24 protein-coding genes and 1 riboswitch are annotated in these 23,685 nt (G+C 75.4%); of the genes, 14 read left to right on the top strand and 10 right to left on the bottom strand.

The window, feature by feature from the left end:
- From ACQP12_RS31120 to ACQP12_RS31090, 7 genes are read left to right on the top strand one after another with little or no spacing between them, the layout of a single operon-like run.
- Positions 1-756, top strand: a complete 756-nt coding sequence (locus tag ACQP12_RS31120) for a GvpL/GvpF family gas vesicle protein (protein WP_357941553.1) — start codon at positions 1-3, stop codon at positions 754-756.
- 3 nt (positions 757-759) lie between these two features.
- Positions 760-1,104: a gas vesicle protein GvpG gene (locus ACQP12_RS31115; RefSeq protein WP_433283594.1), complete on the top strand. Its 345-nt coding sequence runs from the start codon at positions 760-762 to the stop codon at positions 1,102-1,104.
- Positions 1,101-1,448 carry a gas vesicle protein gene (locus ACQP12_RS31110; protein ID WP_357941549.1) on the top strand — a complete coding sequence of 116 codons (348 nt, stop codon included), beginning with the start codon at positions 1,101-1,103 and terminating at the stop codon, positions 1,446-1,448. The genes ACQP12_RS31115 and ACQP12_RS31110 overlap by 4 nt, the downstream gene beginning before the upstream one ends.
- 1 nt (position 1,449) lies before the next feature.
- Positions 1,450-1,827: a gas vesicle protein gene (locus tag ACQP12_RS31105; protein WP_433283593.1), complete on the top strand. Its 378-nt coding sequence runs from the start codon at positions 1,450-1,452 to the stop codon at positions 1,825-1,827.
- The gene (locus tag ACQP12_RS31100; RefSeq protein WP_433283592.1) at positions 1,811-2,611 is read left to right on the top strand and encodes a GvpL/GvpF family gas vesicle protein; all 801 of its coding nucleotides are present in this window, start codon (positions 1,811-1,813) and stop codon (positions 2,609-2,611) included. The genes ACQP12_RS31105 and ACQP12_RS31100 overlap by 17 nt, the downstream gene beginning before the upstream one ends.
- Entirely contained in the window at positions 2,602-2,823 is a 222-nt protein-coding gene (locus ACQP12_RS31095; RefSeq protein WP_433283591.1) for a gas vesicle protein, read from the top strand. The genes ACQP12_RS31100 and ACQP12_RS31095 overlap by 10 nt, the downstream gene beginning before the upstream one ends.
- A complete protein-coding gene (locus tag ACQP12_RS31090; RefSeq protein ID WP_355665971.1) occupies positions 2,820-3,173 on the top strand; it encodes a gas vesicle protein K in 354 nt (117 codons plus the stop codon). The genes ACQP12_RS31095 and ACQP12_RS31090 overlap by 4 nt, the downstream gene beginning before the upstream one ends.
- 6 nt (positions 3,174-3,179) lie before the next feature.
- Here ACQP12_RS31090 and ACQP12_RS31085 read toward each other — a convergent pair whose 3' ends face one another.
- Genes ACQP12_RS31085 through ACQP12_RS31055 form a run of 7 tightly spaced genes read right to left on the bottom strand, consistent with a single transcriptional unit; the run spans position 3,180 to position 11,564 of the window.
- Complete coding sequence (locus ACQP12_RS31085) at positions 3,180-5,402, bottom strand: AAA family ATPase (RefSeq protein ID WP_357941541.1); 2,223 nt, start codon at positions 5,400-5,402, stop codon at positions 3,180-3,182.
- 44 nt (positions 5,403-5,446) lie between these two features.
- Positions 5,447-5,920, bottom strand: a complete 474-nt coding sequence (locus ACQP12_RS31080; RefSeq protein WP_433283590.1) for a hypothetical protein — start codon at positions 5,918-5,920, stop codon at positions 5,447-5,449.
- A 43-nt stretch (positions 5,921-5,963) separates the two neighbouring features.
- A complete protein-coding gene (locus ACQP12_RS31075; RefSeq protein ID WP_433283589.1) occupies positions 5,964-6,731 on the bottom strand; it encodes a GTP-binding protein in 768 nt (255 codons plus the stop codon).
- Entirely contained in the window at positions 6,709-7,158 is a 450-nt protein-coding gene (locus ACQP12_RS31070; RefSeq protein ID WP_357941535.1) for a DUF742 domain-containing protein, read from the bottom strand. Before ACQP12_RS31070 ends, ACQP12_RS31075 begins: the two co-directional genes overlap by 23 nt.
- Entirely contained in the window at positions 7,155-7,619 is a 465-nt protein-coding gene (locus tag ACQP12_RS31065) for a roadblock/LC7 domain-containing protein (protein WP_151463027.1), read from the bottom strand. Before ACQP12_RS31065 ends, ACQP12_RS31070 begins: the two co-directional genes overlap by 4 nt.
- On the bottom strand, positions 7,616-10,399 hold the full coding sequence (locus ACQP12_RS31060) for a nitrate- and nitrite sensing domain-containing protein (protein ID WP_433283588.1): 2,784 nt from the start codon (positions 10,397-10,399) through the stop codon (positions 7,616-7,618). Before ACQP12_RS31060 ends, ACQP12_RS31065 begins: the two co-directional genes overlap by 4 nt.
- A complete protein-coding gene (locus tag ACQP12_RS31055) occupies positions 10,386-11,564 on the bottom strand; it encodes a hypothetical protein (protein ID WP_433283587.1) in 1,179 nt (392 codons plus the stop codon). Before ACQP12_RS31055 ends, ACQP12_RS31060 begins: the two co-directional genes overlap by 14 nt.
- A gap of 376 nt (positions 11,565-11,940) precedes the next feature.
- Between ACQP12_RS31055 and ACQP12_RS31050 the strand changes: the two genes are divergently transcribed.
- From ACQP12_RS31050 to ACQP12_RS31040, 3 genes are all read left to right on the top strand, one after another.
- A complete protein-coding gene (locus tag ACQP12_RS31050; RefSeq protein ID WP_433283586.1) occupies positions 11,941-14,811 on the top strand; it encodes an alpha/beta fold hydrolase in 2,871 nt (956 codons plus the stop codon).
- Complete coding sequence (locus ACQP12_RS31045) at positions 14,811-15,689, top strand: ABC transporter permease (RefSeq protein WP_433283585.1); 879 nt, start codon at positions 14,811-14,813, stop codon at positions 15,687-15,689. The genes ACQP12_RS31050 and ACQP12_RS31045 overlap by 1 nt, the downstream gene beginning before the upstream one ends.
- 118 nt (positions 15,690-15,807) lie before the next feature.
- On the top strand, positions 15,808-16,251 hold the full coding sequence (locus tag ACQP12_RS31040; protein WP_433283584.1) for a DoxX family protein: 444 nt from the start codon (positions 15,808-15,810) through the stop codon (positions 16,249-16,251).
- A gap of 80 nt (positions 16,252-16,331) precedes the next feature.
- On the opposite strand, the gene ACQP12_RS31035 is transcribed toward ACQP12_RS31040, so the two are convergent.
- Positions 16,332-16,982, bottom strand: a complete 651-nt coding sequence (locus ACQP12_RS31035; RefSeq protein WP_433283583.1) for a DUF4232 domain-containing protein — start codon at positions 16,980-16,982, stop codon at positions 16,332-16,334.
- Between the two features lie 52 nt (positions 16,983-17,034).
- Positions 17,035-17,340, bottom strand: a complete 306-nt coding sequence (locus ACQP12_RS31030; RefSeq protein WP_357941521.1) for an ArsR/SmtB family transcription factor — start codon at positions 17,338-17,340, stop codon at positions 17,035-17,037.
- Positions 17,341-17,430: 90 nt separating this feature from the next.
- On the opposite strand from ACQP12_RS31030, the gene ACQP12_RS31025 reads away from it, so the two are divergent.
- From ACQP12_RS31025 to paaN, 4 genes are all read left to right on the top strand, one after another.
- Positions 17,431-18,396: a DMT family transporter gene (locus ACQP12_RS31025; protein WP_433283582.1), complete on the top strand. Its 966-nt coding sequence runs from the start codon at positions 17,431-17,433 to the stop codon at positions 18,394-18,396.
- Positions 18,397-18,487: 91 nt separating this feature from the next.
- Positions 18,488-18,620: riboswitch (SAM riboswitch) on the top strand.
- A gap of 12 nt (positions 18,621-18,632) precedes the next feature.
- A complete protein-coding gene (thrC, locus tag ACQP12_RS31020) occupies positions 18,633-19,922 on the top strand; it encodes a threonine synthase (protein WP_433283581.1) in 1,290 nt (429 codons plus the stop codon).
- Positions 19,923-20,218: 296 nt separating this feature from the next.
- The gene (locus ACQP12_RS31015) at positions 20,219-21,238 is read left to right on the top strand and encodes an N-acetyltransferase family protein (protein ID WP_433283580.1); all 1,020 of its coding nucleotides are present in this window, start codon (positions 20,219-20,221) and stop codon (positions 21,236-21,238) included.
- 52 nt (positions 21,239-21,290) lie between these two features.
- Entirely contained in the window at positions 21,291-22,964 is a 1,674-nt protein-coding gene (gene paaN, locus ACQP12_RS31010) for a phenylacetic acid degradation protein PaaN (RefSeq protein WP_433283579.1), read from the top strand.
- 60 nt (positions 22,965-23,024) lie between these two features.
- Here the strand turns inward: paaN and ACQP12_RS31005 are convergent, their stop codons facing one another.
- Positions 23,025-23,543: a GNAT family N-acetyltransferase gene (locus ACQP12_RS31005; protein WP_357941511.1), complete on the bottom strand. Its 519-nt coding sequence runs from the start codon at positions 23,541-23,543 to the stop codon at positions 23,025-23,027.
- Between the last annotated feature and the right edge of the window lie 142 nt (positions 23,544-23,685).

Below are 23,685 nucleotides of genomic sequence, written 5' to 3'. Positions count from 1 at the left end.
ATGGCTGAGGAGAACGGGCTGTTCATTTACGGCATCGTGCCCTCCGACGTGGAGCCGACCCCCGAGGCCGAGGGGGTCGGCTCCCCGCCGGGCGAGGTGACCGCGATCCGGCACGGTGAGCTGGCGGCGCTGGTCAGCGAGGTCGGGCTGGAGGAGCCGCTGGGCCGGCCGGCCGACCTGACCGCGTACGAGCGGCTGTTGGACGGGACGGCGGTGGTCGCGCCGGTGCTGCCGGTGCGGTTCGGCACGGTGGTGACCGGCGAGGACGCGGTCGAGGACCTGCTCGCGGCGCACCACGACCGGTTCGCCGCCGCCCTCGACGAGTTCGAGGGCCGGCTCCAGTACACCGTGCACGGGCGCTTCGACGAGCAGGAGTTCATCAGCGGCTTCCTGGCGGAGAACGCCGCCGCCGGTGCCCTCGCCGACGAGGTGCGCGGCCGGCCGGAGGTCGAGAGCCGGGAGCAGCGGATCCGGCTCGGCGAGATGATCAGCCAGGCGGTGGAGCTGCGCCGGGAGGCGGAGAACCGCGACCTGATCGACGCGGTGGGCCGGTACGTGGTGGCCGACGTGCCACTCCCGCCCAGCAACGAGCTGGACGCGGTGCGCGTCTCCTTCCTGGTGGAGGGCGACGACGAGGACGAGTTCGTCCAGGCCGTGGAGGACTTCGCCGAGCAGCGGCGGGACCTGATCCGGATGCGGCTCATCGGACCGCTCGCCCCGTACGACTTCGTCAGCGCGCACCAGCTGGTGGAGTGACACGTGGACATCCTGTGGACGCTGCTGACCCTGCCGTACGCGCCGGTGCGGGGGCTCACCGCGCTGGTCAAGGTGGTGGCGCGGGAGGCGGAGTCGCAGCAGTACAACCCGGTCAACATCCGGCGTGAGCTGGAGGAGCTGGACCGGGCGGCGGCGGCCGGCGACATCACGCCGGAGGAGCGGGACCGGGGGCAGCAGCAGGTGCTGGACCGGTTGACGAGGCCGGCCGCCGGCGCCGGCCGTACCCCGCCGGGGCGTAACGGCGCGCCCCGGCGGCCGGCGCCCGCCCGGCGGGGGACCGGCGGCCGCCGCGGCGAGCCGCGTGGCGGACGAGGGGGAGGGCGATGACAGCACGGATCCGGGGTGACGGCGACCGCGAGCGGTGGCGGGACCGGGGCGGTCGGGCCGAGGAGCGGTACCTCGACGAGGACGACGAGGAGGCGGTCGGCGCGGCCGAGGCGGCCCAGGAGGGGCTGCGCCTGATCGTCGCGCTGACCGGCAAGGACCCGCTCGGGATCACCTCGATCCAGCCCACCGACGACGGGTGGCGGGTCGGGGTGGAGGTGGTCGAGGACCACCGCATCCCGGCGTCGACCGACCTGCTCGGCCTCTACGAGGTCGAGCTGGACATGACCGGCAGCCTGCTCGGCTACCGGCGGACGCGCCGCTACCAGCGCGGCAAGGGGGACTGAGATGACCATTGGGCGGGCGCCGTCGGTCGTGCAGAACTCCGGTCAGGTGCTGCCGGCCGGCCACGAGCCGGCGAACCTCGGCGACATCCTGGAACGGGTGCTCGACCGCGGCATCGTGATCGCCGGTGACATCCGGGTCAGCCTGCTCGACATCGAGCTGCTGACGCTGAAGCTGCGGCTGGTCATCGCCTCGGTGGACACCGCGCGGCAGATCGGCATCGACTGGTGGGAGCACGACCCGTGGCTGAGCTCCAAGGCTCGGCCGCCGGTCGAGCCGGGCCCGCGTGACCCGGAGGAGGTCGAGGCGTCCCGCCGGCCGCGGGTGGCCGCCCGGGCCGAGCGGGACGAGCGGGAGGGCTGGCATGACCACGACCTCTGACCCCACCCCGGACACCGGGACCGCGGTCTGGCTGCACGGCGTGGTCGCCGGCACGGCCACGCCCGCCGGGCTGCCCGGCATCGCCGGCACGCCGGTCCGGGCGGTGGCCGCCGCCGGCCTGGTCGCCGTGGTCAGCGACGCCCCGCTCAGCGAGTACGGCGAGGCGGCGCTGCGCCGCAACCTGGAGGACCTGGCCTGGCTGGAGCGGGCCGCCCGGGCCCATCACGCCGTGGTGGACGCGCTGTCCCGGTCCGGCACGGTGGTGCCCGCCCGGCTCGCCACCGTCCACCGGGACGACGACCGGGTGGCCCGGGTGCTGGTCGAGCGGCACGACGAGCTGGCCGGCACGCTGGCCCGGCTCGACGGCCGCGCGGAGTGGGGAGTCAAGGGCTACGTGGTGCCCGGGGCGACCCCGACGGCCGAGGAACCCGTCGACGGGGGCGGGGCCGGCGCGGCGTACCTGCGGCGGCGCCGGGCCCAGCTCACCGCCCGGGAGGAGGGGCAGCGGGTCGCCGCCGACGGGGCCGCCGCCGTGCACACCGCCCTCGCCGGGTACGCGGTCGCCGCCCGCCGGCACGCCCCGCAGGACCGGCGGCTCTCCGGCGCGCCCACCGCCATGGTGCTCAACGGGGCGTACCTGGTCGACCGGGACCGCTGGGACGGCTTCGCGGGGCTGGCCCGGGAGCTGGCGGAACGGCACCCGGAGCTGCGGCTGGAGCTGACCGGCCCCTGGCCGCCGTACTCCTTCGTGGCGGAACCGGAGGCGGAGCCGGCATGGGCGTGAGCACGCTGGCGCCCAGCAGCGCCGACGATCCGCTGACCTACCGGCCGGTGGCGCTGGTCGACCTGCTCGACCGGGTGCTCGCCACCGGCGTGGTGATCACCGGGGACATCACCCTGGCCATCGCGGACATCGACCTGGTCCGCGTCTCGCTGCGGGCGCTCATCGCCTCGGTCGGCGCGCTCGCCCCGCCCGAGCCGGAGGTCGCGCCGTGACCGGCCGGGACGAGGCGGCCGACCTGGCGGCGGCGCTGGGCGAGCCGCGGTGGACGGCGCCCCGGGTCCGGCCGCTGGACCGCAGGCTGGCCGTGGACCAGGACTCGGTCGAGCGCGGGCTGGCCAGCCTGGTGCTCACCGTGATCGAGCTGCTCCGGCAGCTCATGGAACGGCAGGCGCTGCGCCGGGTCGACCTGGGCGACCTGACCGAGGAGCAGGTCGAACGGGTCGGCGCCACGCTGATGGCGCTGGAGGAGCAGATGACCCAGCTCCGCGAGTACTTCGGCCTGGCCCCCGAGGACCTCAACCTCGACCTCGGCCCGCTCGGCCCGCTGCTGCCCACCGACTGAGCCGGCTCAGCGCCGGGTGGCGGCGTAGGCCTCCAGGAGGGCGAGCTGGATCGGGTCCAGCGAGGGGCGTACGCGGGTGCGGGCCGCCTCGACGTGCGCGGCGGTGACCGTGCTGGCCGCCAGCGACTCGCGCATCGCGGCGAGCGCCGCCTCCCGGATCAGCGCGGCGCAGTCGGCCGCGGAGAAGCCGTCCAGCTCCGCGCCCAGCGCGGTGAGGTCCACGTCGGGTGCGAGCGGGACGTGCCGGGCGGCCGCGTGGAGGATCTCGGCGCGGGCCGGGCCGTCCGGCGGCGGCACGTACACCAGGCGCTCCAGCCGCCCGGGGCGGAGCAGCGCCGGGTCGACCAGCTCGGGACGGTTCGTCGCGCCGACCACCACGACGTTGCGCAGCGCCTCCACCCCGTCCAGCTCGGTGAGCAGGGCGGCGACCACCCGGTCGGTGGTGCCCCCGTCGCTGGCCTGGCCGCGGACCGGGGCGAGGGCGTCCACCTCGTCGAGGAAGACCAGCGTGGGGGCCGCCTCGCGGGCCCGGCGGAACAGCTCGCGGACCGCGCGCTCGCTCTCACCGACCCACTTGGAGAGCAGCTCCGCGCCCTTCACCGACAGCACGTTGGCCCGGCCCGAGCCGGCCAGCGCGGTGACCAGGTAGGTCTTGCCGCAGCCGGGCGGCCCGTAGAGCAGCACCCCGCGCGGCGGCGTCACGCCCAGCCGGGCGAACGTGTCCGGGTAGGTCAGCGGCCAGAGCACCGATTCGGTCAGCGTCTGCTTGACCTCGTGCAGGCCGCCGACGTCGTCCAGGGTCACCGAGGCCAGCTCCAGGGTGGACGCGGCCATCGTGGTCGGCCGGACCACCTCCAGGGCGGCGGCGAAGTCGGCCATCGCCACGGTCGGCGTCTCCGCCGCCTTCTGCCGCAGCGCGGCCCGCACCCCGGCCTCGCGGACCAGCGCGGCCAGGTCGGCGGCCACGAATCCCGGCGTACGGGCGGCCACCTCGTCCAGCCGGACGTCCTCGGCCAGCGGCACCTGCCGGGTGAGCACGGTCAGCTGCTCCCGGCGCAGCGCCGCGTCGGGCAGCGGCACGGTGATCCGCAGCGAGAGCAGGTCCGGGGCGCGCAGCGCCGGGTCCACCGCCTCGGGGCGCCCGGTCGTGCAGACCACCGCCGCCCCCGATTGGACCGTCTCGGCGACCACCTGCCGGAACACCGTGGCCAGCGGGCCGGGCTCGTCGGCCGGGGCGACCGCCTCCACGTCGGTGACCAGCAGCACGGCCGGCCCGTTGGCCCGGACCTCCGCGGCGGCCTCGCGCAGCCGGCGGGCGGCGGCGTCGTTGCCCAGCGCGGCCAGTTCCGGGCCCCACAGCGGGCGGACCCGGGCGCGGACCCGGGCGGCGACCGCGCGGACCAGCGCCGACTTGCCCGAGCCGGCCGGGCCGCCGACGAGGACGCCGAGCGAGACGGTGGTGCCGAGCCGGCCCAGCACCTCCCCGTGGTGGAAGCCCAGGTCGAGCAGTTCGGTCAGCTCCTCGGCCTGGGCCCGCAGCCCGGGCAGCTCGTCCACGTCGGGAGCGTCCTCGGGGCCGAGCAGGCCGTCGGCCGGTGCGGGGGCGGCCGGGGTCGCCGGGCCCGTCCCGCCGGCCGGGCCGGAGCCGCGGGTGGCCGCGCCGTGCTCCCAGCCGACCACGGTGTCCATGGTGACCAGCGCGCCGGTCGCCGGCTCGGCCGCCACCACGGTGAGCAGGGTGCTGGTCCAGGCGTACCCGACGGTGGTGGCCAGGCTGCGGCGGGCGGCCTCGACCAGGCCGCGGAGCGCGGCGTCGGGGAGCACGTCCTGGGGCAGCAGCGAGACATCGTCCCCGGCGGTGACCACCTTGCCGAGCAGGGCGAGCCGGAGCATCTCCGGGGAGACGGCGGCGACGACGCCGACCGGGCCGGCGAGGGTGAGCCGGCGGGCCGGGACCGCCGGCAGCGGGCTCACCGTGACCTGCCCGCCGTCGCGCAGGCCCAGGTTGCCCAGCAGCAGGTCGTCGGCGTAGAGCAGGGCGCTGCTCGCGCCCGGGTCCGCTGGCGCGGCGATGCCGGCGGTCACCCGCCGGCCGGCCAGCCGCACCGGGTCGCCGGGGCGCAGCGCCAGCGCCGTCAGCACCTCGGGGTGCAGGCGGACGACGCCGCGCCGGGCGTCCAGCGCCGCCGGCCGCAGGATCGCGGTCAGGGTCAGGTCGGGTTCCGCCACCCGCCCGACAGTAGCCGCCGGCACCACGTCGTGCCGGCGGGCCTCTACAGCGGGCCGGTGTCGTCCAGCAGGGAGGGATCGCGCCGGATCATCTCGGCGAGCCGGGCCGCCGGGTCGGCGACCATCCCGTCCTGCCCGGGGGCCGGCACCGTCTTCACCGACATGGGCCAGGCCGGCGGGGGCGCGGGCGCGGCAGCGGCACCGACCGTCACCTCCGGGCCGGACCAGGCGACCCGCAACGGGTACGCCTGCCCGCCCAGTTCCACCCGCACGACGACGGCCAGGCCGGGGTGCTCGGCGACCACCCGGCGGACCGCCTCGGCCACCTCCTCGACCGGGTCCCGCCGCTCCGGCCGGTCGCCCCCACGCAACCGGTACGCGCCGTGCCCCGCCCGCTCGTCCGCCGACCCGTCGCGCGCGGCCTCCTCGGCCGGCTCGCCGGGCAGTGGCGCCCGGCGGCGCAGCGCCTCATCGCGCCGCGCCAGCCGGGCCAGGGTCTCGTCCAGATCGCCTCTCATCACGTGCACCCCTTCCGTGACACGGGTCGAACCGGCGGCCGGTTCAGGCCCCTTTCTCCCGAGTCGCCCGGTAGAGCGCCCGGTCCAGGACCACCAGCAGTGCGTCCCGTGCGGAGAGCCGGTCCCGGGCGTCGAACTGCACCAGCGGCACGTGTTCGCCGATCGCCAGCGCCCAGCGGATCGAGGGTAGGTCGAGGGCCAGCCGGCCGTCGAAGGCGTTCACCCCCACCGCGAACGGCAGCCCGGCCCGCTCGAAGAAGTCGATCGCCGGATAGCAGTCGTCGAGCCGGGCGCTGTCCACCACCACGAGCGCGCCGAGCGCGCCCCGGGCCAGGTCGTCCCACATGAACCCGAAGCGGGCCTGGCCGGGCGTGCCGAAGAGGTAGAGCTTGAGGCTGCGGTCGATGGTGACGCAGCCGAAATCCATGGCGACCGTGGTGGTGGTCTTGTCCGAGACCGCGCCCGGGTCGTCGACGCCGATCCCGGCGGTGGTCATCTCCGCCTCGGTGGTCAGCGGCGCGATCTCGGAGATCGCGCCCACCGTGGTGGTCTTGCCCACCCCGAAGCCACCGGCGATGAGGATCTTCACCGGGATCGGCGGGCGCGGCGCGGGCACCGGGCTGACCGTCGGGGCGGCCATCTCCGGCGGCCGGTACGGCGGCGGCGGAGCCGGTGTGGCGGTCCGCCCGGCCGGCGGGGCGGCGGCCGGCCCGGCGCCGGTGGGCGGGGCGGCGTACCGGGTGGCGGCGCTGTTCGCGGCGGGACCGCCCGCGGCGGCCGCCGGCCATTCAGGAGATCGCACGGAGTCCATCAATCACTCGCAGGATGAGGTCGGGGTCGAGGGCGTCGTCGGCGTCCCCGACGTGCACGTCGAGGTGCCCGGCGGCGCGGAGGTCGCCGACGAGCACCCGGGTCACGCCGAAGTGCATCCGCGCCCGGGCGGAGATCTCGGCGACCGAGATCGGTTCGGCGCAGAGCGCCACGATCGTCGCCAGTTCCGGGGCGAGCTGGGCGATGACCGCCCAGGAGCCGCTCTCCGGCCGGGCGGTCACCTGGGTCTCCAGGCCGATCGCCGGATCGCCGTCCACCCGGCCGGCGGTCAGTACGAACGGGCGCGGGCCGGCCGGCTCCCCGCCGCCCGCGTCCGACCCCGGGCCGGGGGAGGGCGCGTGCAGGAAGGGACGGATCCGGGTGCCGGGCTCCGGCTCCGGGTCCTCACCGGCCGCCTCCGGGGTCATTGCTGGACGGCGTTCTTCAGTTCGGCGATCAGGCGGGGGGTCAGGGCGCCGCCGGCGCGGCCGGCGAAGAGCGTCATCTCGTACGCCACGGTGCCCAGGTTGGCGGAGCGGTCGGCGACCACGCCGAGCACCGAGCCGCTGCTGATCGCGCTGATCAGGAGGTAGCCCTCGGCCATGTCCACGATCACCCGGTTCAACCCGCCGAGCGCGTACCAGCTGGCCGCGCCCCCGGCGAGGCTGGTCATGCCGGAGACGACCGCGGCCAGCCGCTCCGCGTTGGACCGGTCCTTGATGGCGGACATGGCCATCAGCAGTCCGTCCGAGGAGACCGCGATCGCCTCCATGACCCCGGCCGTGCTGGAGGTGAACGAGTCGAGCAACCAGTTGAAGGTGCGCGCCTCGGGGCTGAGGCCGCCGGTGGTGGTCTGGTCGGCGTTGTCGTGCAGGAACGGGCTGGTCACCGTGATGCGTCCTCTTCGTAGCGTCGGTCTGGACTGACTTCGCGCAGAGCACGGGCGACGCCCGCCTCGAAATCGGTGATGAGGTCGCGGACCTCGGCCGGGTCCCCCGGCGGCGGGCTGGCCGGCGGGGCGGGCCGCACCGGCGACACGGCCAGGTTCGCCCCGGGCACCCGCCGGCTGAGCAGGGGCCGGCCGGGGGTGGGCACGGCCGGGGCGGTGTCGTCCTCGGCCCGGCGTACGCCGTCCTGGAACGCCTCGACCAGGGCCCGGACGGCGGCCGGGTCGGCGGTGGTGGCGGTGACCGGCCCCGGCGCCGGCCCGGCGGCGGGCAGGCTCGCCCCGGGCACCCGCTGCCGGATCAGCGGGCCTGTCCCGGCCGGACCGGCGGTCGGCGGCGCGAGCATCGGCCCGGCGGGGCCGGGGGACGGCGGCGCGGGGGCCGGTCGCGCGGGCAGGGGTGCGAGGGCCGGCCCGGCCGGCGGGAGGCCGGTCGCCGGCCCAGCGGCCGGGGGAGCGGCCGGTGCCGGGCCGACGACCGGGGTCGGCGGGTCGGAAAGGCCCGGGCCGGGGGTGGCCGGCGCCGGGGTGGCGGGCGCCACGGCGGGCGGCCAGGCGAGCGGCGGTCCGCCGGCGGGCGTCCTGGGCGCGACGGCGGGCGCCCAGGGCTCGATGGCGGGCGTCCCGGGCTCGATGGCGGGCGTCCCGGGCTCGATGGCGGGCGTCCCGGGTGCGACGGCGGGCGTCCCGGGTGCGGCCGGGTTGCCGAAGGCGTTCCAGGACTGGCCGGCCTCCAGGCTGCGGGTGGCGCGGCTCAGCAGCGCCGCGTCGAAGCTGGCGGGCTCGCCGGCGGTCGGCGTCCGGGCGGGTTCGGGCAGCGCCCGCCGCTCCCGGGACGGCACGGAGGCCCGCGCCACGGTCGCACCGGCGCGCTCGGGGCGGCGGACCACCAGCAGGGCGGCCGGGATCTCCAGGTGGGCGGTCACGCCGCCACCGGCGGTCGCGGCCAACCGGACGCTCCAGCCGTGCCGGCGGGCCAGCCGGCCCACCACGAAGAGCCCGAGCACCTCGGTCGGCGCCAGGTCGAGCCGCTCCCGGCGGGTGAGCCGGGCGTTCTCGGCGGCGAGGCGCTCCTCGGTCATGCCGATGCCCCGGTCCACCACGGTGAGCCGGGCGCCGCCGTCGGTCTGCTCGCCGGCCACCAGCACCCGCGTGTGCGGCGGGGAGAAGCTGGTGGCGTTCTCCATCAGCTCGGCCAGCGCGAGCACCAGGTCGCCGGCGGTCGCGGGCCCCGCCGACACCCCGGACGGGACCTGCACGTCCACCCGGGTGTAGTCCTCGATCTCACCGAGCGCGAGCCGGACGAGGTCGGCGAGCGGGACCGGCGCGACGTGCCCGTCCGATCCGGTCGCGCCGGAGAGCACCACGAGGCTGCCGGCGTTGCGGCGCAGCCGGCTGGAGATGTGGTCGAGGCGGTACAGGTGCTCCAGCCGTCCCGGGTCGGTCTCCTGCCGCTCCAGCCGGTCGATCAGGGCGATCTGCCGGCCGACCAGGTTCTGCGTACGCCGGCCGACGTGGCCGAACATCTGCGCCACGTTGCGGCGGCCGGCCACCTGCCGTTCGACCAGCCGGGCGGCGGTGCGCTGCACCCGCTCGAACGCCCGGGCCAGGTCGCCGATCTCGTCGCGGGCGCCGACGTCGATCGGGTCGAGGCGGACCGGCGCGACGGTTTCGGCCTCGTCGTCGACCACCCGGGTTAGCTCCGCCTCGGCGACCCGGGCGACCCGGTCCGCGGAGCGGGTGAGCCGGGTCAGTGGCCGGGCCACGGTCCGGGCCACCGCCATGCCGAGCAGCACCACGCTCAGCAGGATGAGGGCGGCCGCCGCGCTGACCAGCCAGGCGGCGACGAGCGCGCCCCGCTGCTCGCTCCGGGTCTCGGCGATGACGTCCGCGACGATCTTCTTCTCGACGAACTGGCCGAGGGTGATCATCGAGCGGACCGAGGGGAACAGCGCGTCGATCGGCACGGCCGCGATCGCCGCCACCGGGTCCTTGACGCTGTCGACCAGGAAGGTGGGGCTCGTGCGCGCGGCGACCGCAGCGTCGTCCAGCATGGCCAGCCGGTACTGCTCCGGCGTGATGAGGCTGCGGAACCGCTGGTTGTCCACCTGGAGCGCGGCCATGCAGGCGATGTACGAGCCCGCCACCTTCGGGTCGCCGGTGGCCTTGACGAGCACGATCAGCGTGGCGCAGGCGCCCAGCCCCTCGTCCGCGCGGAGCAGCGCGTCCAGCGCCAGCACCTGCCGCCCGGCCGAGGTGCCGGTGTCCACCTGGAACGGCAGCCGCAGCGCCTCGATCAGCGCCATGTCGACCGTGCGGAACGCACCCATGATCTCGTCCGGCGTGGCCTTCCCGGCGAGCACGGCGGTACGCAGGTCGGCCAGCGTGCGTACCCCGTCGAGGGCCGCCCGGACCGGCGCCGGCAGCGACTCGGCGCGCAGGTCGGCGACCCGGTCGTCCACGGTGGCGGATTTCTGGATCAGCTCGGAGCGGGTCACCCGGCCGAGCAGCGACCCCACCGAGAGCAGCCGTTCCTGCTGTAGATCCTGCACGAGACTGCCGATGCGGCTGGCCGCCCGGACGGTGTCGGCGATCTCGGCGGCCCGCTGGGCGGCGGCGACCCGGTCGAGGACGACCGGCACGGCCAGCCCGACCATGCTGAGCAGCGGGATGATCACCAACAGGGCGAGCCGGCCCCGGATCCGGAGCCTACCGAGCAGCATCGAACGGCCTCCACCGCTCGGATTCGCCGGCCCGTCCGCCGCCGACCGCCAGGAGTTCGCCGTTCCCGGGCGACAGCGGCGGGTCCGGACGGGTGGCCGCCGGGTACGCGGCGGCGTCGGCCGGTTCGCGGTCCGCCTCGGCGGCCCGGCGGCGGGCTCGCCGCAGCGCGGAGAGCAGCACCCCGGCCAGCACGGCGAGCAGCACCCCGGCCGCCGCGACGGCGCCCCGGGCCAGCCAGCGGTCCCGGTCGAGCCGGTCGAGCCGATCCGCCAGCAGCGCGTCGAGCTGGTCGAGGATGACCTGCCGGAGCTGGGTGGCGGCCGACTGCGCGCCCCGCCGCGCGGCGCCGAGCTGGACGGGATCGGGCCCGGCCGCACCGGCGGGCGCCGAGAACGCGGCCAGCGCCTCCACCGCGCGCTGGTAGGTGTCCAGCGGGGTGAGCACGGTCGGGCCGAGGTCGGTGCTCTCCGAGCTGTCCACGGCCGCCCGCAGGTCGTCCACCAGGTCGGTGGCGGGCCCGAGCGCGGCGACCCGGAGTTCGGCCAGCTCGGCGATCGTCCTCGGGCGGTCCGCCGCGGGCCGGTTCGGGGCGAGGGTGGCCACGTCGGCGAGGCGGCCGGCGGCGACCATGGCCGCGGGCAGGTCCGCGCCGATGGCGTCCTGCACGAAGAACGAGTCGGAGCGCGGGTCGCGGACCAGGCCGGAGGCTTCCCGGACCTTCCGGTGCAGGGCCAGCAGCAGGTCGGTGACCTCGCCGTACGCCTGGAAGGCCGCCTCCGGGTCGGCGAGCCCGCGCTCGGGCAGCGCCTCCAGCTTGGCGCGTACCCCCGCCCAGCGTTCCCGGGTGCGGAGCTGGTCGCCGATCGCGCCGTCCACCTGGGCCGCCTGCTCGACGGCGGCGGTGAGCGCCGCCCGGGTGACCGGCCGGCCGGCGACCGCCGTGGTCTGCGCGTCGGTCAGCGCGTCGGTGACCGGCCCGAGCGCGCGCAGGTAGCGGACGCCGAGCCGTTCCCGGGCGGCCAGGTCGCGGTCGTCGCCGGTGTGCCCGTCGGTCTGGGCGAAGAGCAGTCCCAGCGGGGCCAGCAACGCCAGCACGAGCAGCAGGGGCAGGGTGCGGCCCGGTGCGGAGGGCCGCCGGCGGACCCGCGGCGCGGGGACGGTCATGGTCTGTCTCCTCCGGCGACGGCGGGGGACGGTCCGGAGCCGGGGGTCGCCGTTCACGCAGTCCCGTGCACCGGACCGGAAAAGTAATCGAACCGGGCGCGGGTGGCAGCGTGGTCCGCGAGTCGGCTTCACGTCACTTGGGGTCCCGTCACGTGCGGTTGACCTTGCACCTACGGAGCGTCCGATATGACCGGGGGGAAGGTGGCATCGGCGGCATTTGCGAGCGTAGATGTGAATTCACGGAATCAGAATTCATCCCGCTGGGACGCTCTGGACCTTCCACGGTCGACGGGACCCGGACAACGAACGGCCCAGCCGGACGGACGTACGGCGGATCTCAGGGAACGCTCAGCCGGCGGCCCGTACCGTGTGCCGCATGAGATCACCGCTGCCCGTCGCGCGGATCCGGCGCGCCCTGGCCGGCCGCCCTCGCCGGCTCGTCGCCGCGGTGGTGGTGCTCCTCCTGGTCGCCGCCGCCGTGGTCTGGGCGGCCCGCCCGGGCCGCCCCGGCTTCCGCACCGAGTCGGCCCTGGTGACCGTCCGTTCCGGACCGGCCGGCGACCAGCCGGTCGACCTGGACACCACGCTCTACCTCCCCGGCGACGCCTCGGCCCGGCACCGGGTCCCGGCGGTGCTGCTGGCGCACGGTTTCGGCGGCACCAAGGAGTCGGTCCGCTCCGACGCCGAGGACCTGGCCGACCGGGGGTACGCGGTGCTCACCTGGACGGCCCGCGGGTTCGGCCGCAGCGGCGGCGAGATCCACCTGGACAGTCCCGACTACGAGGTGCGGGACGCGCAGCGCCTGCTGGACCGGCTCGCCGCCCGCCCGGACATCCGCCTCGACGCGGCCGGTGACCCCCGGGTCGGCGTGGTCGGCGGCTCGTACGGCGGCGGTCTGGCCCTGCTGCTGGCCGCGCAGGACCGCCGGGTCGACGCGATCGTCCCGATGATCACCTGGAACGACCTGTCCCGCGCCTTCCTGCCGGAGAGCACCGGCAGGGCGCCCACCGAGGGCGTGTTCAAGAAGGGCTGGGCCGGCATCTTCTTCGGCGGCGGCGGCAACGCCGGTTCCGGCCCGGCCGGGCTCTCCGGGACCACCGCGGCCCAGCCGGAGGGCGCCCCGGCGTCGGCCGGCGCGCCCAGCCCGCAGCCCGGCTCCGGTCCGGGCTCCGGCCCCGGTCGCGCCCCGGCCGGCGCCGCCGACCCGTCCTGCGGCCGGTTCGCCGCCGACGTCTGCGCCGCGTACCTGCGGATCGCCACCACCGGGCGGGCCGACGGCCCGGCGGTCGACCTGCTGCGCCGCTCCTCGCCGGCCGGGGTGCTCGACCGGATCACGGCACCCACCCTGCTGGTGCAGGGCGAGGCCGACACCCTCTTCCCGCTCACCGAGGCCGACGCCAACGCCCGGGGCATCGCCGCCGCCGGCACCCCGGTGCGGGTCGCCTGGTTCACCGGCGGCCACGACGGCGGCGCGGGCCCGACCTCCGACTCCGACCGGGTGAAGTTCCTGACCGCGCAGTGGCTCGACCACTACGTCAAGGGCGAGGGGGAGGCGCCCGGCGACAGCTTCACCTTCTCCCGGATCGCCGGGTTCGACGCGCTCGACCGGGGCCTCGTGGCCACCGGCTACCGCACCGCCGACTACCCGGGCGTGACCGGGCAGGGCCGCCGCGAGGTGACGCTGGCCGGGCCGGCGCAGCCCGTCGCCAACCCGCCCAACGGCAACCCGGCGGCGATCTCGTCGGTGCCGTTCGCCGGGGCGCTCGGCTCGCTGCTGGACGGGGTGGCCGGCGACATCCCCGGCCAGCACGCCCGGTTCGAGTCCGCGCCGCTGGCCGACCCGGTCGACGTGGTCGGCGCGCCGGCCGTGCGGATCCGGGCCGCGTCCGCGACCGGCGAGGCGGTGCTCTTCGTCAAGCTCTACGACGTCGACCCGCAGGGCGGGGCCACCCTGCCGGACGGTCTGGTGGCGCCGGTCCGGCTGACCGGCCTGCCGCGGACCGTCGAGGAGTCCCGGCCGGTCACGGTCACCCTGCCGGCGATCGTCCGCCGGGTCGAGGCCGGCCACCGGCTGCGGGTCGTCGTGGCCACCTCCGACCAGGCGTACGCCACCCCGGCCGAGCCGGCCGTGCACACCGTGACGCTCGGTGACGGCCCGCTGGTGCTGCCCACGGTCGACGCCACGCCCATCCCCACCACCGCCACGGTCTGGCGCTGGGTGCTGGCCGGCCTGCTCGCCGCGATCGCGGTCGGGCTCGTCGTGGTCGTCCTGGTCGCCCGCCGCCGGCACCGCCGCCAGGACAGCTCGATCCACCCGGCGTACGCGGGCGTCCCGCTCGCCGTCCGCAACCTGCGCAAGGAGTACGCGGACGGCTTCGTCGCCGTCTCCGACGTGGACTTCGAGGTGCACCCGGGCCAGGTGGTCGGCCTGCTCGGGCCGAACGGCGCCGGCAAGACCACCACGTTGCGGGTGCTCATGGGGCTGACCCAGCCCACCGCCGGCGAGATCTACGTCTTCGGGCACCGGCTGGTGCCCGGCTCGCCGGTGCTCTCCCGGATCGGCGCGCTGGTCGAGGGGCCGGGCTTCCTGCCGCACCTGTCCGGCATCGAGAACCTGCGGGCGTACTGGCGGGCGACCGGCCGGCCGTGGGCGGACGCGCACTTCGACGAGGCGCTGGAGATCGCCGGGCTGGGCGACTCGGTGCACCGGCGGACGAAGAACTACAGCCACGGCATGCGCCAGCGGCTGGCCATCGCGCAGGCCATGCTGGGCCTGCCCGAACTGCTGGTGCTCGACGAGCCGACGGACGGGCTGGACCCGCCGCAGATCGCCGAGATGCGCCGGGTGCTCCAGCGCTACGCCACCGACGGCCGGGCCGTCCTGGTCTCCAGCCACCTGCTCGCCGAGGTGGAGCAGACCTGCACCCACGCGGTGGTGGTGAACAAGGGGCGGATCGTGGCGTCCGGCCCGGTCGAGGAGATCGTCGGCGAGTCGCCGAGCGTCCTGTTCGACGTGAGCGACCCGGACGCGGCGCGTGGCGTGCTCGACCGGCTGGCCGGCGTACGGGTGCTGCCCGACGGCGACGGCGGGCTGGTCGTGGACACCAACGGCACGGCCCGCAGCGAGGTGGTGGCCGAGCTGGTGCGGGCCGGCATCGGGGTGGACCGGGTGGTGCCCCGGCGGCGCCTGGAGGACGCGTTCCTCGCCCTGGTCGGCGAGAACTCTCGGGGAAGCGGGGACCGGTGATGGCTCAGTCGTCTTCTGTGGGGCCGGTCGGGGCGGCGACCGGTTACCGGCCGTCGGCCACCCTGCCGTTCCTGGCGGAGTTCCGCCGGCAGGCGGCGCGCCGGCGTACCCAGCTCGCGCTGGGGTTCATGGTGCTGCTGCCGCTGATCATCCTGATCGCGTTCCAGTTCGACTCGGGCGGTGACGACGACAACGGCCGGGGCGAGTTCGCCAGCCTGGTCGACCTGGCCACCTCGGGCGGGCTGAACTTCACCCTCTTCTCGATCTTCGTGTCGTCGTCCTTCCTGCTCGTCGTGGTGGTGGCGCTGTTCTGCGGTGACACGGTGGCCAGCGAGGCGAGCTGGGGCAGCCTGCGTTACCTGCTGGCCGTGCCGGTGCCCCGGGCCCGGCTGCTCACGGTCAAGCTGGTGGTCGCGCTCGTGTACTCGGCGCTGGCGCTCGTGCTGCTCGCCGGCACCGCCCTGCTCGCCGGCACCCTCCGGTACGGCTGGTCCCCGCTGCGCAGCCAGGTCGCCGCCGAGTTGGCCCCGGCCGAGGGCCTGGTCCGCCTGCTCGGCGTGCTGGGTTACCTGGCGGTCGTCCTGCTGGTGGTGGCCGGCCTGGCGTTCCTGCTCTCGGTGACCACGGACGCCGCGCTCGGCGCGGTCGGCGGCGCCGTGCTGCTCTGGATCCTCTCCAGCATCCTCGACCAGATCACCGCGCTGGGTGGGCTGCGCGCGTTCCTGCCCACCCACTACAGCAGCGCCTGGCTCGGACTGCTGTCCACCCCGGTGCAGACCGACGACGTGGTACGCGGCGCCATCTCGGCGATCGCCTACGCGACCCTGTTCTGGGGGCTGGCCTACTGGCGGTTCACTCGCAAGGACGTCACGAGCTGAGCGGGCCAGGTAGTATGGGAGCGTTCCCAAAAAGTCTTCTCACCCACAAGGAATAGCTAACCATCGATAGAACGGTGCCTCATGCTGGGGATATCCATCCCTATCTATGGAGGCTTCGATGGTCCCGGCGCAACTGAACGGTCCCGTGCTCTCCCTGTTCCGCATGGTCACCGGCCTGCTCTTCCTCTGCCACGGCGCGGCGTCCCTCTTCGGCGTCCTCGGCGGCAACCCGATGACCGGCGAGGCGCTGCCGGTCGGCGAGTGGCCGGGCTGGTGGGCCGCGCTGATCCAGCTCGTCTGCGGCGCGCTGGTGCTCGTCGGCCTGCTCACCCGGCCCGCCGCGCTGCTCGCCTCCGGTTCGATGGCGTACGCGTACTTCGTGGTGCACCAGCCGGACGGCCCGCTGCCGCTGCGCAACGGCGGCGAGCCGGCCGCGCTCTTCTGCTGGTCGTTCCTGCTCGTCGCGGTCCTCGGCCCGGGCACCTGGGCCCTGGACGCGCTGCTTGCCCGCCGCCGCGCACCGGTCACCACCGCGACGACGCGCCCCTCGGTCCCCGCCTGACCGGATCCGTCCCGAGATCTTGGTAGGAAGTGGCCCTCCCAGGGGCCGTTTCCTACCAAGATCTGATGTCGGGACGACCCTCAGAGGCGGCTGTCGGGGGTGGGTGCGGTGGAGGGTGGGCCGCTCGGGGCGGGTGGTTGCGTCGACGTTGCGCCGTTGTACCGCTTCCAGGCGCTCACGCCGAGCCGGCCCGTGTTGCCGAGGTCGATGGGTCCGTCCAGCTCGACCGGGTGCGCGGGCCGGCCCGGCAGCGGGGCGACGTCGAGGTAGGCGCCGTTGCTCGCCACCACCGTGGCGTCGGTGACCAGATTGCGCCAGAGCAGCGCGGCGCTGGCCCGCTCGCCGGGGCGCAGGACGATCCGCGTGGGCGGCTGGTCGAAGCCGGAGGTGATCGGGCGCGCGCCGGGGATGATCTGGACCGCCAGCGGGTCCCGGTCGGCGTCCCGGAGGCTCGGCACGGGATAGCCGCGCAGCACGTATGGGCGGTCGCCGCAGTTGACCAGCTCCAGGCCCATGGCCCGCAGGCCCATGGCGGCACTCACCCCGAGTTCGGTGATGCGGATCCCCTCAGGCGAGCAGGCCGGCGGGGGCGGCGACGTGCTGGCGGCCGGGGTCGGCCGGGCCGGCGTGCCGGGGCGGCCGGACGCGCTCTCGGGTGTCGGCCCGGGGGCGCAGGCGGCGAGCGCCGTGACGCCCGCGAGGACTCCGATCCGCGCCGCCGCTGTCCGCATCCGGCCGATCATTCCAGCCCGCGGCCGTCCGGCGCTGCCCGGGGCGCGGGGGTCAGGCGCGGGCGGGCGCGGCGAGGACCGCGTCGAGCAGCCCCGGGTAGAGGCGCTCCAGCTCCTCGCGGCGCAACCGGACGTAGCGGCTGGTGCCGGCGACCCGGGTCCGGGTGATGCCGGCCTCGCGCAGCACCTTGAGGTGGTGGCTGCGGGTCGCCTTGGAGACGCCGAACTCGAAGGTGCCGCAGGCGTACTCGCCGCCCTCGGCCAGGGCGCGCACGATCTGCAGCCGGACGTCGTCGGCCAGGGCGGCCAGCACGGCGGTGACGGGCACCTCGCGCAGCTCGGGTTCGTGCAGCTCCATGTGACCAGCGTAACCCATGTTCGACAACCGTCGAACAACCTCCTAGAGTCGGCTCCGCTGGTTCGACGATACTCGAACATTGGAGTCGCGATGCGTTCCCGTTCCGCCGCCTTCCCGCTCTTCGCCGTGGTGAGCTGGGGCGTCATGTTCCCCGTGCTGGCCAGCGCGCTCACCCGGGTGGACGCGCTCAACCTGACCACCGCCCGGTACGTGCTCGCCACCGCCGTGCTGGTGGCCCTGCTCCTGGCCCGGGAAGGAGTGGCCGCACTGGGCACCGCGCGGCGCGGGACGGAGGTGCTGCTGCTCGGCGCGCTCGGCTTCGCCGGCTTCAACACGCTCACCAACCTCGCGCTCGGGATGGCCGCCCCGCAGCAGGTCGCCCTGTTCGCCGCCACCGTGCCGGTGGTCACCCAACTGGTCCGCTGGGCGCGGGACGGCGTACGGCCCCGGCCCGCGCTGCTCGGCCTCTCCCTGGTCGCGCTCGTCGGCGTCGGCCTGGTGATCACCCGCGGCCGGCTCGACGGGCTGGGCGAGTTCGGCCTGGGCGGGCTGCTCATGGTCGGCGCGGTGCTCGGCTGGGCGTTCTACACCCACGGGGCGAGCCGGTTCCCCGAGTGGTCGCCGCTGCGCTACACCACGCTGACCTCCGTCGCCGGCGCGCTCGCCCTGCTCGCCGTCAGCGCGGTCGCCGACCTCACCGGGCTCCAGCACGCGCCGGCCGCCGCCGATCTCGTCGCGGTCTCGCCCCAGCTCGCGTACGCGGTGCTGATCGCCGCCGTCGTCGCGGGCCTGGCCTGGAACACCGGCGTGCGCCGGCTCGGGCCCGCCGACGCCGCGCTGTTCATGAACCTGGTGCCGGTGACCACGTTCGCGGTCCAGCTCCTGCGCGGCTACCGGCCGGGCGCGGTGGAGCTGGTCGGCGCCGGGCTGACCGTGGCCGCCCTGGTGGCCGCGAACCTCGTCACCCGTACCCGGAAGGCTCCCGCGGCCCCGGCGGCGGTCGCGGTGACCGACCGCGTCGCGGTGATCGAGCCGGTCGCGGTCGTCGCGCGCTGATCCGCGGGGCCGGCGGGGCCGGGGCTCACACCGTGGGAACCCGGCTCCGCCGCGCCCCGGCACCCGCATAGACTCGGCGGCACAACTGCATACCTCATCCAGAGGGGCTGAGGGATACGGCCCGATGACGCCCCGGCAACCACCCGCGCGCTCGACGACGAGCGACCGCGGGCAGGTGCCAATTCCGTCCCCGCCGCACCCGGCGATGCGGGGAAAGATGAGAGGAAACCCTCGACATGACGTCGACGATTCCCGCCGCCTCCGGCATCGACACCAGCCTCAGCCCGGCCCGCGCCCTGGTCTGCCGCGCCTGTTCCGCGCGCTACCCGCTGGCCGCCCAGCACGCCTGTTACGAGTGCTTCGGCCCGCTGGAGGTCGACTACGACACCGCGGCCCTGTCCGCCGTGACCCGCGAGCAGATCGAGGCCGGCCCGAAGAACCTCTGGCGGTACGCCGCCCTGCTCCCCGCCGGCCAGGACCCGGCCACCCGGGTCACCCTCGACCCGGGGCTGACCCCGCTGGTCGCCGCCCCGCACCTCGCCGCCGAGCTGGGCGTCACCGGCCCGCTCTGGGTCAAGGACGACAGCGGCAACCCGACCCACTCGTTCAAGGACCGCGTGGTCTCCGTGGCGCTGACCGCGGCCCGCGCGCTCGGCTTCACCCGCTACGCCTGCGCCTCCACCGGCAACCTGGCCAACTCGGTGGCCGCCCACGCGGCCCGGGCCGGGGTGCCCTCGGTGGTCTTCATCCCCGGTGACCTGGAGCAGGGCAAGGTGGTGACCACCGCCGTCTACGGCGGCGAGCTGGTCGCCATCGACGGCTCGTACGACGACGTGAACCGGCTCTGCGGCGAGCTGGTGGAGACCGACGAGTTCGAGGACACCGCGTTCGTCAACGTGAACGTGCGGCCCTACTACGCGGAGGGCTCGAAGACCCTCGGCTACGAGGTGGCCGAGCAGCTCGGCTGGCGGATCCCGGCCCAGGTGGTGATCCCGATGGCCAGCGGCGAGCTGCTCACCAAGATCGACAAGGCGTTCCAGGAGCTGGTCGAGATCGGGCTGGTCGAGGCGCCGGCCGGCGGCTGGAAGGTGTTCGGCGCGCAGTCCGCCGGCTGCAACCCGATCGCCACCGCGCTGCACGCCGGCACCGACACGATCGTCCCGGTCAAGCCGACCGGCATCGCCAAGTCGTTGAACATCGGCGACCCTGCCGCCGGCCTCTACGCGCTGGAGGCGGTGCGCCGCACCGGCGGCTGGATGGAGTACGCCGACGACGACGAGATCCGCGCCGGCATCCGGCTGCTCGCCCGCACCGCCGGCGTCTTCGCCGAGACGGCCGGCGGCGTCACCGTGGCGGTGCTGCGCAAGCTGGTCGAGTCCGGCCGGCTCGACCCGGCGGCCGAGACGGTCGTCTTCAACACCGGCGAGGGCCTCAAGACCCTCGACGCGGTCGCCCCCGAGGTCGGACCCACCCACCGCATCCGGCCCAGCCTCCGCGCCGCCCGCGACGCGGGCCTCCTGTCCTGACCCCGGCCCCGGACTCATCCGGGCGGGGGATGGGCGGATCGCCCGGGCGGGGGATTGGGGTGATCCGTTGGGTAACTGGCTTTTCGCTGTGAGTGTGGAAAACGCGCCGACAAGGACTTGACGGCAGGAATTGGACGGCGCAAGATGCTCCGTGCGGGAGGGCATCCGCCGGAGACTTTTCAAGTTCTTGCGACCCAACGCCGGAGGCGTTGTGCGGACGTCCCTCCCGACCAACGTCCGAAGGGGCCAGCGGAAAACCGCTGGCCCCTTCGCTGTGCGGGGGCCACGCTCGGGGCATGGGCATCTCCGTCTCCCCCCTCGATCCGGCCGACCAGGCGACCCTCGACGCGGTCCACCGGACGGCGGTCGCGGCCCAGGCCGTTGACGAGCCGGACCTCCCGCCGCTGTGCCGGCGGCGGTTCGAGGCGCCGCTGCGGCACCCCATGCCCGGCGTCGACACCCACTGGTGGGTGGCCCGCCTCGACGGGGTGCCCGCCGGCTGGGCCCGGCTGTATCTGCACACGCTGGACAACACCGAGAACGCCAGCGTCGAGCTGATGGTGGACCCCGCGTACCGGCGGCGCGGGGTCGGGCGCGCCCTGCACGAGCACGGGCTGCGGCTGCTGCGCGAGCACGGCGGCAAGCGGCTCGTCGGTTCGACCGTCACCGCGCTGCCCGGGGATGAGGGCCGGGAGTTGCCCGGAGCCGCCTTCGCGGCGGCCGTCGGCGCGAAGCCGGCGCTCGCCGATGTCCGCCGCCGGCTGGACGTCACCGCGCTCGACCGGCCCCGGCTGGCCGGCCTGCTGGCCGAGGCCCGGGAGGCGTCCGCGGGCTATCGCGGCGTCCGCTGGTCGGACCACACCCCCGAGGAGTACGTCGCCGACGTCGCCTACCTGGAGGGCCGGCTGCTGCTGGACGCGCCCCTCGGTGACCTCGAATGGGAGCAGGAGAAGGTCGACGCCGAGCGGATCCGGGGCACCGAGCGGGCGCTCGACGCGCGCGGGGTCCGCCGGTACAGCGCCGGGGCGGTGCACGAGGCGTCCGGCCGGCTGGTGGCCTGGAGCATGGTCAGCCTCGACGCGAGCAGCACCTGGCACGCCTGGCAGCAGATCACCATCGTCGACCCGGACCACCGCGGCCACCGGCTCGGCCTGCTCACCAAGATCGAGAATCTGGAGCACGCGCTCGCCCATGAGCCGGAGCTGCGCGTGATCGACACCTACAACGCGGCGGCGAACACCCACATGATCGCGATCAACGAGCAACTCGGCTACCGGCCGGCGGCCGGCTCGACCGACTGGCAGCTGACGATCTGACTTGTGACACGCCACTACTGATCTGGTGGCTCGCTGTTGCATGATGGCGGGCATGACGGAGACCCCGCACCCCCTGTACGACAGGCACGCCGAGACCCTCAACCGGGCGCTGACCGCGATCACGGAGCGCGGGTACTGGTCCGCCTATCCCGAGTCGCCCAGCCCCCGGGTGTACGGCGAGACCGCCGCCGCCGACGGCAAGGCCGCCTTCGAGGCGTACCTGGGTGGCGACTTCCCGCTCGACCAGCCGGGCGACGGCGGCACGGTCGCCACCGAGGTCAGCCCGTTCGGCCTGGCGCTCGACGTGCGCTACCCGCACGCCACGGCCGACCAGCTCGTGACCGCCGCCACCGCCGCGCTGCCGGCCTGGCGCGACGCCGGCCCGCAGGCCCGGGTGGGCGTCTGCCTGGAGATCCTCGACCGGCTGCACAAGAACATCTTCGAGCTGGCCAACGCGGTGCAGTTCACCAGCGGCCAGGCCTTCGTGATGGCCTTCCAGGCCGGCGGCGCGCACGCGCTGGACCGGGCGCTGGAGGCGATCGCCTACGCGTACGCCGAGATGACCCGGCACCCGGGCACGGCCGGCTGGGAGAAGGCCGCCGGCAAGGGTGACCCGCTGCGGATGAGCAAGACCTTCCACGTGGTGCCTCGCGGCGTGGCCCTGGTGATCGGCTGCAACACCTTCCCGACCTGGAACTCCTACCCGGGGCTGTTCGCCTCGCTGGCCACCGGCAACCCGGTGGTCGTCAAGCCGCACCCGCGCGCGGTGCTGCCGCTCGCCATCACCGTGAAGTACGCCCGCCAGGTGCTCGCCGAGGCCGGCTTCGACCCCAACCTGGTGCAGCTCGCCCCCGAGGCGGCCGGCGAGAAGCTCGCCTCGACCCTGGCCCTGCACCCGGCCGTCAAGATCGTCGACTTCACCGGCTCCACCGAGTACGGCGACTGGCTGGAGGCCAACGCCCGGCAGGCCGCCGTCTACACCGAGAAGGCCGGCCTGAACACGGTGGTGATCGACTCCACCGACGACTTCGCCGGGCTGTGCCGCAACCTGGGCTTCACGCTGACCCTGTACAGCGGCCAGATGTGCACCACCTCGCAGAACCTGCTGATCCCCCGGGACGGCATCGAGACCGACCAGGGGCACAAGAGCTTCGAGGAGGTGGCCGCCGGCATCGCCGGTGCGGTCGCCAAGCTCACCGCCGACCCGGCCCGGGGCGTCGAGCTGACCGGCGCGATCGTCAACGACGGCGTGCTGGAGCGGCTGGAGGAGGTCACCAAGGTCGGCGAGCCGGTGCTGGAGTCGCGGACCGTGGCGCACCCGTCCTTCCCGGACGCCGTGGTGCGGACGCCGACCGTGGTGAAGCTCGACGCGGCCGACACCGCGACCTACTCCCGCGAGTGGTTCGGCCCGATCTCGTTCGCCATCGCGACCGACTCGACCGCGCACAGCCTGGAGATCCTCCGCTCGACCGTCGGCGAGAAGGGGGCCCTGACCGCCGGCGTCTACTCGACCGACGAGGCGGTGCTGGACGCGGCCGAGGCGGCCGCTGTCGACGCCGGCGTGCACCTCTCCTGCAACCTGACCGGCGGGGTGTTCGTCAACCAGTCCGCGGCGTTCTCCGACTTCCACGGCTCGGGGGCGAACCCGGCGGCGAACTCGGCGCTGACCGACGGCGCGTACGTGGCGAACCGGTTCCGCATCGTGCAGAGCCGCCGGCACGTCTGACGCTCGCCGCGTCCGGGTGCGTCTGTTGTCGCCGGAGCGACGACAGGCGCACCCGAACCGTCAGGCGGGACGGCGCATCTGGAGTTCGCGGAGCGTCGGGATCCTCGGGTGCGGGACGCGCACGCCGGTGTCCACGAAGCCCAGCTTCTCGTACGCCCGGCAGGCGCGGTCGTTGCCGACCACCACCTCCAGCATCAGCTCGGGCCGGCCGCACGCCCTGGACCAGGCCGCCACCTCGTCCACCAGCGCGCCGAGCAGCCCCCTGCCCCGCCAGGCCGGCGTCACGTAGACGGCGTAGATCACGGTCAGCCCCGGTTCCCCCGGATCGACCGTGCCGCCGGCGTGGCCGACCAGCCGGCCGCCCGGGTCGGCCACGAACTGGGCGTTCTGCTCGCCCTGCGAGACGGCGGCGATCCGGGCCGCGTACTCGGCGTGCGGCCGGGCGGCGGCCTCGGCCACGGTCTCCAGGAAGGCCAGCGGGGAGTCGGCCAGCATCTCCAGCCGGAGCGCCCGCATCCGGGCGGCGTCCGCCGGGCGGACCCGCCGGACGGTGGTGGTCGTGGTGGGCGCGCTGGTCATGTCGCATGCATACCGGAAGGGCCGCCACCCGCGCCCGGCCGGGCCCGGACTGCGACCGGAATATGCCCGATTTGTGGTCGTGCGCGGTCGTCACGCCTCGTGTAGCGTGCGATTTCGGTCACACGATTCAGCGGCCGTCGCC

It is taken from the genome of Micromonospora sp. CA-244673, assembly GCF_050948395.1.
GTDB lineage: Bacteria > Actinomycetota > Actinomycetes > Mycobacteriales > Micromonosporaceae > Micromonospora.
This window is presented reverse-complemented; position numbering and strand designations above follow the sequence as displayed.